We start from the raw sequence: 10,049 nt of genomic DNA on the forward strand, positions 1-10,049 counted from the left end.
GGCCAGGTGCCGGCCGATGCCGTTGCAGCCCTCGACCGCCCAGACCCGGCTGGGGTGGCGGCGGCCGGCGGCGAGCATCGCCTGGTAGCCCGGGGCGTCGGTGCCGTAACGGCCGGTGTCCACAACGCGTTCCTGGCCGTTGATGACCTCGATCGTCGCGGATCTTTTGTGGGGATCAACCCCGATGATCAACTGTTGCATCGGTGTGGCCTGGCCCTTCCGTCGGTGTCAGCAGGACAAACCGGCGGGAGGGCAACGCTACTTTAAGCTGGTCAAACCCCTCTTAAGCCACTCCGCGCCACGGTGATCGGCAGGGTCCAAGCCGGGAGAAAGCCACACTCCGCTATCTGAGTGGGCAGCGGGGGCCTGAGCGTCCCTACCGATCACCTCGACCAAGCCTGGCCGGGCAGCGGTCGTACAACAAATTATCTATAAGTAGCGGGGACCCTTCCGACCTGAGCAGGGCGCGGGGCGCCCAGAACGCTCAGGCCGAAAGGGCGGCCTCCGTGGCGGGGCACGGTCAGAGCAGAGAACCGGTCAGCGGGAGGTGCGGACCACGACCGCGCTCTCCGGCGGCAGCACGACCCGGTCACGTTCCAGCACCACGCCCTCGGCCGTGGCCAGCAGCACCGCCGACGGCACCGCGCGCAGACTCACGGTCTGCGGCGTCCCGGCCAGGTTGGCCGCGACCGCGTGCCGGCCCCGGCGGATCACCACGAACTGGTCGCCGTGCCAGACCTCGACGTCGGACAGCCACGGATCGGTCAGGTCGGGCACCTCGTGGCGCAGCCGGATCAGCTTCCGGTAGAGCGCCAGCATCTCCGAGTGACCGGGCTTGCCCAGCTCGGACCAGTCCAGCTTGGAGCGCTCGAACGTCGCCGGGTCCTGCGGGTCGGGCACGTCGGCCTCGGCCCACCCGTGCCGGGAGAACTCGCGCCGCCGGCCGTTCTGCACCGCGGCGGCCAGATCAGGCTCGGGGTGGCTGGTGAAGAACTGCCACGGGCTGCTGGCCGCCCACTCCTCGCCCATGAACAGCATCGGCGTGAACGGCGACGTGAGCAGCAGCGTCGCCCCGACCCTGAGCAGCCCGGGCGAGAGTGTCGCGGTGAGCCGGTCACCGACGGCGCGGTTGCCGATCTGGTCGTGGTTCTGCAGGAACGCGACGAACCGGTGCCCGGGGACGCGTTGCCGGTCGACGGGCCGGCCGTGCCGCCGCCCACGGAACGACGACCAGGTGCCGGCGTGGAAGAACGCTCCCTCGAGGACCGTCCGCAGCACGTCGAGCGACCCGAAGTCCTCGTAGTAGCCCTGGCGTTCCCCGGTGAGCAGCGTGTGCAGCGCGTGGTGCACGTCGTCGTCCCACTGGGCGTGCAACCCGTACCCCCCGGCCTCGCGCGGGGTGATCAGCTTGGGGTCGTTCAGGTCGGACTCGGCGATCAGCGACAGCGGCCGCCGCAGCGCCGTGGAGAGCGACTCCACCTCGACCGCGAGCTGTTCCAGCAGGTGCACCGCACCCTCGTCGTGCAGCGCGTGCACGGCGTCGAGCCGCAGCCCGTCGACGTGGTAGTCGCGCAGCCACATCAGCACGCTGTCGGCGATGTAGCGCCGCACCTCGCCGGAGTCCGGCCCGTCCAGGTTCAGCGAACTGCCCCAGGTGTTCGAGCCGGTGCTGAGGTAGGGGGCGAACATCGGCGCGTACGCCCCCGACGGCCCGAAGTGGTTGTAGACGACGTCGAGCACCACGCCGAGGCCCTTGTGGTGGGCCGCGTCGACGAAACGCTTCAGCCCGTCCGGCCCGCCGTATGCCTCGTGGGGCGCGAACCAGCACACCCCGTCGTAACCCCAGTTGTAGACGCCGTTGAACGCGTTCACCGGCAGCAGCTCGACCAGGTCGACACCGAGCTCGACGAGGTGGTCGAGCCGCTCGATCGCCGAGTCGAAGGTGCCCTGCGGGGTGAACGTGCCGATGTGCATCTCGTAGAGCACCGACCCGGGCACCTGCCGCCCGCTCCACGACTGGTCGGTCCAGCTGAACGCGCTGTGGTCGTAGACCCGGCTCGGCCCGTGCACGCCCTGCGGCTGCCAGGCCGAGCGCGGGTCGGGAACCGGGTTCTCCACGTCCTTCAGCACGAACGCGTAGTCGGTCCCGGGGCCGGCGTCGGGCACGTCGAGGTGCCACCAGCCACCGTCACCGGGCTCCATCGCGTGCTCGGAGTCCCCCAGGCGCAGCTTGGGCGACTTCTCCGGCGCCCAGACATCAAAGGTCGTCATCTCACTCTTTCACCAGGAGCGCGACGGGATAGGTCTGCAGAAGGTCGGCGACGGCCAGACGATTGCCACCGTAGCTGGCGTTCGTGAACACTTCCGTCCAACTGTGTCCGTCGAGTGACAGCGTGGTGTCGTGCCATCCGCCGTGGCGTGACAATCCGACCGGCAGCCGGGTGGCGACCGCCACCACGCCGCCCCGGTCGAACGCGAGGACGTGCTCGCCGACGCGGCCTTCGGCGAAGACCGGCCGGTACGACGTGAACAGTTCCGGCCGCTGCCGGAGCAGTCGCAGGGTCCGGCTGACCACCAGCAGTTTCGCCGCGCCGGAGTCGTCGACCGGCGGCTGCCACCCGTCGTCGAGGCGGGCGAGGATCTCCCGGCGGGCGGCGAAGTCCACCGGCCGCCGGTTGTCCGGGTCGACCAGCGAGGAGTCCCACAGCTCGGTGCCCTGATAGACGTCGGGCACCCCGGGCATGGCCAGCTGGACCAGTTTCTGGCCGAGCGAGTTGGACCAGCCGGGCGGCGTGATCGACGCGGCGAAATCGGACACTTCCCGATGCAGCGCGGGGTCGTCGTAGATCTTGTCGATCATCGCGCGCAACGCGTTCTCGAAGGACTCGTCGGGCTGCTGCCACGTGGTGGCGGCACCGGCCTCACGGGCCGCCTTCACGGCGTACGCCAGCAATCGGTCCTTGGAGAGCGGCCAGGCGCCGATGACCGTCTGCCAGATCAGGTGCGCGAGAGACGGGTCCGGCAGCGGGGCGGCCCGGACCCATCGGCGCACCACCTCGGTCCAGTCGCCGGGCACCTCGGAGAGGACGGCCAGGCGGGCCCGGACGTCCTCGCCGCGCTTGGTGTCGTGGGTGCTCAGCGACGTCATCGTGTCCGGCCAGTCGTGCGCCCGGGCCTGCGCGCACTCGTGGAACTCGTCCGGGGTGACGCCGAACTTGGCCGGGTCGTTGCCGACCTCGTTGCGGGCCGCGAACCTGGTCCAGCGGTAGAACGCGGTGTCCTCGACACCCTTGGCCATCACCGCGCCGGTGTACTGCTGGAACCGGATCGCCAGCTCGTCGGCGGGGTTGCGCAGCCGGCCCAGCAGCTGGTCGAAGACGCTGATCAGTTGCGGACGCCGGCGGCCGGCCTCGGCCCGGGCCTGAGCCAGGTGCCGGGCGCCGGCCGGCAGGTAGGAGCGGTAGACCGGGAAGCACGCGGCGAGCTCGGCCAGGGCGCGGGGCGCGGCCTCGACCTCCGGCACGAGGCGGGCCATCCGCCCCAGCTCGGCGGCGAGCAGCCGGGTGGCGACGTCGAGCTTGGTGTCGTACACCAGGTTCTGGAACGTCGTCGTGGTCCCGGTCAGGTGGTGGTCGAGAGTGTCGAAGAAGGCTTCCGTCCCGGAGTCCACGAAGACCCCGTTGACCTCGGCCATCGCGTCGTAACCGGTGGTGCCGGCGACCGGCCAGCGCGGCAGCTGCTCCCCCGGCTCGAGGATCTTCTCGACGACCAGCCACGAGTCGGGCGCACCGGCGCGCAGCCGCTCGAAGTACGCCCCCGGGTCGCGCAGCCCGTCCGGGTGGTCGACGCGGATGCCGTCGACCATGCCCTCGCGCACCCAGCGCAGGATCTCGGCGTGGGTGGCGTCGAACACCTCCGGGTCCTCGACGCGCAGCGCGGCCAGGTCGACGATCGCGAAGAACCGCCGGTAGTTGACCTCGCTGTCGCCCCGGGTCCAGTTGACCAGCTCGTAGTGCTGCCGGTCGTGCACCTCGCGGGCGCTGCCGTCCCCGGTCCCGTCCGCGATCGGGTACCGCTTGTCGTAGTAGACGAGCTCGTCGCCCTCGACGGTCAGCTGATCCAGCGCGTCCGGCTCGTCGGCCAGCACCGGGATCAGCAGCCGGCCGCGCGACCAGTCGATGTCGTAGAACTTGGCGAACTGCGACTTGTCACCGTTCTTCAGGACGTCCCACCACGTCGGGTTCGCCTTCGGAACAGCGACGCCGGCGTGGTTGGGCACGATGTCCACGACCAGGCCGAGGCCCGAGTTCTTCAGCGCCTGGCTCAGGCCGCGCAGCCCTTCCGGGCCGCCCAGCTCCGGGCCGACCCGGGTGTGGTCGACGACGTCATAACCGTGCTCGGAGCCGGGCGTCGCGGTCAGCAGCGGCGCCGAATAGAGGTGACTCACCCCGAGATCGGCCAGGTAGTCGGCGATCTCGGCGGTGGACGTCAGTGGGAAGTCGGGGCGGACCTGGACACGGTAGGTACTGCTGGGGCGCATTACACCGTCCTGTCGAGCACGATGAGGGAACGGTCCGGCACCCAGATCTTGTGGCCGGCCTCCACGACCGACGGGCGATCCGGCGACGGCTCGGCGGTTTCGATGACTCTCTCCCACTTCTCCCCGTACTCCGCGGGAGGCGTGGCGAACTCGATGGGCGCGTCGTGCGCGTTGAAGAAGAGCAGGAACGAGCTGTCGACGTGGCGCTGGCCGTACTGCCCGCGCTCGCGGATGCCCTCGCCGTTGACGAAGAGCGCGACCGCCCGCCCGAAGTCGTTGCCCCAGTCGTCGCCGGCCATCGGCCGCCCGTCCGGGGTGAACCACTCCAGGTCGGGCAGCGGGTCGCCGCCGCCGCGCGCGGTCACCGGCAGCCCGGTGAAGAAGCGGCGGCGCTGGAACACCTGGTGGCGGTGGCGGAAGGCGGTCAGCGTGCGGGCGAACTCCAGCAGCTGCTCGTCGGCGTTCTCCCAGTCGATCCAACTGATCTCGTCGTCCTGGCAGTACGCGTTGTTGTTGCCCTGCTGGGTACGGCCGAGCTCGTCGCCGTGCGAGATCATCGGCACGCCCTGGCTGAGCATCAGCGTGGCCAGGAAGTTGCGGCGCTGCTTGGCCCGCAGCTCCAGCACGGCCGGGTCGTCGGTCGGGCCTTCGGTGCCGCAGTTCCAGGACCGGTTGTGGCTCTCGCCGTCCCGGTTCTCCTCACCGTTGGCCTCGTTGTGCTTGTCGTTGTAGCTGACCAGGTCGTTGAGCGTGAACCCGTCGTGCGCGGTCACGAAGTTGATCGAGTGGAACGGCTTGCGCCCGTCGTCCTGGTAGAGGTCGGCCGAGCCGGTGATCCGGGAGGCGAACTCGGCGAGGGTGGCCGGCTCTCCGCGCCAGAAGTCGCGGACCGTGTCCCGGTACTTCCCGTTCCACTCGGTCCAGTTCGGCGGGAAGTTGCCGACCTGGTAACCGCCGGGGCCGACGTCCCACGGCTCGGCGATCAGCTTGACCTGGCCGACGATCGGGTCCTGCTGGACCACCTCGAAGAACGTGGAGAGCCGGTCGACGTCGTAGAACTCGCGGGCCAGGGTCGAGGCGAGGTCGAAGCGGAAGCCGTCGACGTGCATCTCGGTCACCCAGTACCGCAGCGAGTCCATGATCAGCTGCAGGCTCTGCGGGGAGCGGACGTTCAGGCTGTTCCCGGTGCCGGTGTAATCCATGTAGAACTGCGGCTGGTCGTCGACGAGCCGGTAGTACGTCCGGTTGTCGATGCCCTTCAGCGACAGCGTCGGCCCGAGGTGGTTGCCCTCCGCGGTGTGGTTGTAGACCACGTCCAGGATGACCTCCATCCCGGCCGCGTGCAGCGCCTTGACCATGCCCCGGAACTCCTGGGTCTGCTGGCCGAGCGTGCCGGTCCCGGAGTAGCCGTGGTACGGCGCGAAGAAGCCGAGCGTGTTGTAACCCCAGTAGTTGCGCAGCCCCAGGTCGTCCAGCCGGTTGTCGTGGACGAACTGGTGCACCGGCATCAACTCGACCGCGGTCACGCCGAGGCTCTTGAGGTGCTCGATGATCGCCGGGTGGCCGATCGCCGCGTACGTCCCGCGCATCTCCCGGGGAATCTCGGGGTGCCGCTGGGTGAGGCCCTTGACGTGCGTCTCGTAGATCACCGAGTGGTGGTACGGGATGTCCGGCCGCCGGTCGTTGCCCCAGTCGAAGTACGGGTTCACCACCACGCCCTTGGGCATGTACGACGCCGAGTCCTGATCCGACATCTGATCGGGGTTGTCGAAGTCGTACGCGTACAGCGAGGGGTGCCAGTCGATGTCCGAGTCGACGGCCCGTGCGTACGGGTCGAGCAGCAGCTTGTGCGGGTTGCAGCGCAGCCCGCGGTGCGGCTCGTACGGCCCGTAGACGCGGTAGCCGTACCGCTGTCCCGGCTCGACGCCCGGCAAGTACGCATGCCACACGAACGCGTCCTGCTCGTGCAACAGGACCTTGCGCTCGTTCCCGGCGGCGTCGAAGAGACAGAGTTCGACCGCCTCGGCGATCTCCGAGAAGATGGCGAAATTGGTGCCCGTCCCGTCGTAGGTGGCTCCCAACGGGTACCGGTGACCAGGCCAGACCTGCATGGTGTTGCGCTCCCCTCGGCCTTCGGTCGTCACGACCGGCCCGCGGGTTCATGCCCCTCGGCGGGCTGGGTTAATCCTGTCCGGCCGCGTCATAGGTCATTCTCCCGGGACCGGCTGCTACCGTCGGCCCGACTGCCCGATTTGGCGATGATTTATCCCCATACGGGGGTTTAGCAGTTCTCAGAGTGAGCATAAGGGGGGACGTGCCGCGAACTGATCCTCTGATTCTCGGCCCGCAGGTCTGCGGCGTTCCCGCCACCGACCTCGGCGCGGGCCGGGAATGGCTGGTCACCGACGGTCTGGGCGGCTGGGCCACGGGCACCGTGAGCGGCCTGCGGACCCGTCCCGAGCACGCCCTGCTGGCCGTCGCCGGACCCGGCCGGACCCCGCATGTCGCCCTCGCCGCGCTCGATCTGACCGTGACGCTTCACACAGGCACCAAAGTTCCGCTCTACACCCACGCGTGGGTGTCCGGCCGCCTCGACCCACAAGGTCACCGCCTGCTGGAGACGTTCACGCTCGACAACGGGCTGCCGCGCTGGCGCTGGCGGATCGGCGACGTGGTGATCGAGCGCGAGCTGGCCTTCCACCCCGGGACGAACGCGGTCGCGGTCGTCCACCGGGTCGTGAGCGCGCCCGCACCGGTCGGCCTGACGATCGCGGCGATGTGCACCTGGCGCGTGGCCGACGGGACCCGCCGCGCCGACGGGCCGGGACTGCGGATCGAACGGGTCGCCGACGGGGTGATCGTCGAAGGCGCGTACCGGCTGGCCGGCCCCGGCTGGCAGCCCGCCGGCCAATGGCACCTCGGCGCCCGCACCGGCGGCCCGGTCGAGGACCTGTGGCACGCCGGCAACTTCACCCAGCAGGCCGGGCCGGGCGAGACCTGCGAGATCTCGGCCTGGACGGGCGATCTCGCGGAACGGCCGCCGGCGCCACCGGTGATCCTGGCCGCGGCCCGTGAACGCGCTCATCGGCTGGTCACCGCGGCCAAGGCCGAAGGGTACGCGGCCACGCTCGCCCTCGCCGCCGACACGTTCGTGATCCGGGCCGCGGACGGGTCCGCGCTCGCCGACGGCTACCCGTGGACCGGCCGGGCCGCACCGCTCGCCGCCTACGAAGGCCTGCTGCTCGACACCGGTCGGGCCGACGAAGGCCGTGACCTGCTGCGCACGATGACCGAACGCCCGGCCGCCGACGCCCGAGCCACGCTCTGGCTGGTCCACGCCGTCGACCGGCACGTGACCCGCACCGGCGACAGCGACCTCGCCCGCACCCTCGCCGTCCCGCTCGGCCGGATCCTGCGCCAAGCCCTGAACGACGGCGGCCCGCTGGCCGTGGACCCGGCCGACGGACTGCTCACCCTCTCCGCCGGCTCGGGAAGCGCGCGGGTCGGCAAGCTGGTGGAGGTCAACGCGCTCTGGGTGAACGCGCTCGCCGCGCTCGGGGACCTGCTCGCCGAAGGCGGGAAGGACGACACCGAGGCCCGGGCACGGCACGCGCGGGCGCGGGAGTCGTTCCTGCGCCGCTTCCCCGCACCCGAAGGGTGGCTGCACGACGTGGTCGAAGGACCGGCCGCGCCGTACCCGCTCGGCGCCGGAACCCAGCACGACGATCCGACGCTGCGCCCGTACCAGCTGCTCGGCTGGTCCCTGCCGCACGGGCCGATGCGCGGCGCGGCCGGCACCGCGGTCCGGGCCTGCGGCGAATCGCTGCTCACGCCGCTCGGGCTGCGAACCCTCGCCCCCGACGAATACGGATACGACGGCGCCGGCCACGACCAGGGTCTCGTCCGGCCGTGGCTGATCGGGGCGTACGCCGACGCCTGCGCCGCCACCGGACGCCCGGTCGACGGCCTGCTCGACGGCCTGGCCGCGCAACTCGCCGAATGGGGCGTCGGCTCGGTCGGCGAAGCCGCACACGGCGACGCGCCCCACCCCGCGCTCGGCCGCCCGTTCGACGCCCTCGCCGTCGCCGAGACGCTCCGAGTGGAAATGAGGTACGTGCCATGACCGGCAGCACCGAACGGCCGCCACCCGGACCTGCGGGAAACGCCGCGGGTGAGAGCCAGGAGGGCACGGCGGGGAAAGGCACAGCGCCGTGAGCCGGGTCCTGATGCTCTCCTGGGAGTATCCGCCGCTGCTGGTCGGCGGACTCGGGCGGCACGTGCACGCCCTCGCCGGCGCCCTCGCTCGCGCCGGGCACCAGGTCACCGTGGTCACGCGGCACACCCCCGGAGCACTCCTGGAAGAACACTCCGAAGGCGTACGGGTGATCCGCGCCCCCGAGGACCCGCCCCGTCACGAAATCACCGGCGGGGACATGCTCGGCTGGGCGACCGCGTTCAACCATGCACTGACCAGGGCCGCGCTCCACGCCGTACGCGGAAATCGGTTCGATGTCGTGCACGCGCACGACTGGCTCGCCGCGCACGCCGCGATGACGCTCCGCGAACACCTGAACGTCCCGCTGATCGCCACCGTCCACGCCACCGAATCCGGCCGTCACCAGGGCTGGCTACCGGCCGCCCACAACCGCACGATCGACGACGTCGAACGCTGGCTCTGCGCCGAGGCCGACCGGGTCATCGTCTGCTCCGAATACATGCGCGGCGAGGTGACCCGGCTCTTCGGCGTCCCCGCCGGACGCACCGAAGTGGTCCGCAACGGTGTCGACGCGCTGCGCTGGCGGGCCCGGCCACGCGCGGTCGCGGCCGCCCGGCTCGCCTACGCCGGGGACGACGGACCGCTGGTCAGCTTCGCGGGACGGCTCGTCTACGAGAAAGGCGTGCAGCATCTGCTCGCCGCCGCACCCCTGCTCCGCGAACGCTTCCCGGGACTGCGTGTGGTGATCGCGGGCGACGGGCCGTACCGGGAAGACCTGGAACTTCTCGCCGAACCCGGGGTGACCTTCGCCGGCTTCCTCACCGGGCACGACCTGACCGCGCTGATGGCCGCATCGGACTGTTACGTGGTGCCCAGCATCTACGAGCCGTTCGGCATGGTCGCCCTCGAAGCGGCGGCCGCCGGGACACCCGTCGCGGTCGCGGCGACCGGCGGGCTTGCCGAGATCGTCGACCACGGGGTGACCGGGGTGCACTTCACGCCCGGAGACCCGATTGCGCTGGCCGACGCGGTCACCGGGGTGCTCGGCGACCGGGAACACGCCCGGCGGCTGGCGTTGCAGGCGAGACTGCGGGTGATCGAGGACTACAACTGGCCGTCGATCGCGGAACAGACGGTGGCGGTGTACGACAGCGTGCGCCCGGCGGCGGTGCCGCTCATCACCGCGCCGCGAGTTCCCGTCGCCTGATCCGTGAGCACCAGCTGGCGCCGGTCGTCGTTACGGGCAGCAGCGACCCACCGAGCCGCACACGGCTGCGGGCGAGCGGCACCCAG

Annotated in this window: 5 protein-coding genes and 1 pseudogene; 2 read left to right on the forward strand and 4 right to left on the reverse strand. The window is 70.9% G+C overall.

Annotated features, from left to right (window positions below; translation table 11 throughout):
• The 4 genes and pseudogenes from ACH442_RS33550 to glgX form a co-directional block, all read right to left on the reverse strand.
• A pseudogene (locus ACH442_RS33550) lies at window positions 1–201 on the reverse strand (IS110 family transposase); the annotation flags it as partial.
• Between the two features lie 336 nt (window positions 202–537).
• Window positions 538–2,271 (reverse strand): malto-oligosyltrehalose trehalohydrolase, encoded by a 1,734-nt coding sequence (gene treZ, locus ACH442_RS33555; protein ID WP_396342076.1) that lies wholly within the window; start codon window positions 2,269–2,271, stop codon window positions 538–540.
• A gap of 1 nt (window position 2,272) precedes the next feature.
• Window positions 2,273–4,540: a malto-oligosyltrehalose synthase gene (gene treY / locus ACH442_RS33560; RefSeq protein ID WP_396342077.1), complete on the reverse strand. Its 2,268-nt coding sequence runs from the start codon at window positions 4,538–4,540 to the stop codon at window positions 2,273–2,275.
• On the reverse strand, window positions 4,540–6,651 hold the full coding sequence (gene glgX, locus ACH442_RS33565) for a glycogen debranching protein GlgX (protein WP_396342078.1): 2,112 nt from the start codon (window positions 6,649–6,651) through the stop codon (window positions 4,540–4,542). Before glgX ends, treY begins: the two co-directional genes overlap by 1 nt.
• Window positions 6,652–6,854: 203 nt before the next feature.
• Between glgX and ACH442_RS33570 the strand changes: the two genes are divergently transcribed.
• Window positions 6,855–8,663, forward strand: a complete 1,809-nt coding sequence (locus ACH442_RS33570) for a glycogen debranching enzyme N-terminal domain-containing protein (RefSeq protein WP_396342079.1) — start codon at window positions 6,855–6,857, stop codon at window positions 8,661–8,663.
• A gap of 103 nt (window positions 8,664–8,766) precedes the next feature.
• On the forward strand, window positions 8,767–9,963 hold the full coding sequence (locus tag ACH442_RS33575; RefSeq protein ID WP_396342233.1) for a glycosyltransferase family 4 protein: 1,197 nt from the start codon (window positions 8,767–8,769) through the stop codon (window positions 9,961–9,963).
• Window positions 9,964–10,049 lie beyond the last annotated feature (86 nt).

This window comes from Actinoplanes sp. NPDC020271, assembly GCF_044388125.1.
Lineage (GTDB): Bacteria > Actinomycetota > Actinomycetes > Mycobacteriales > Micromonosporaceae > Actinoplanes.

Coding starts and splice junctions, on each gene's coding strand:
- glgX (WP_396342078.1), bottom strand. CDS start 6,651: ATGCAGGTCTGGCCTGGTCACCGGTACCCGTTGGGAGCCACCTACGAC.
- ACH442_RS33575 (WP_396342233.1), top strand. CDS start 8,767: ATGCTCTCCTGGGAGTATCCGCCGCTGCTGGTCGGCGGACTCGGGCGG.
- treY (WP_396342077.1), bottom strand. CDS start 4,540: ATGCGCCCCAGCAGTACCTACCGTGTCCAGGTCCGCCCCGACTTCCCA.
- treZ (WP_396342076.1), bottom strand. CDS start 2,271: ATGACGACCTTTGATGTCTGGGCGCCGGAGAAGTCGCCCAAGCTGCGC.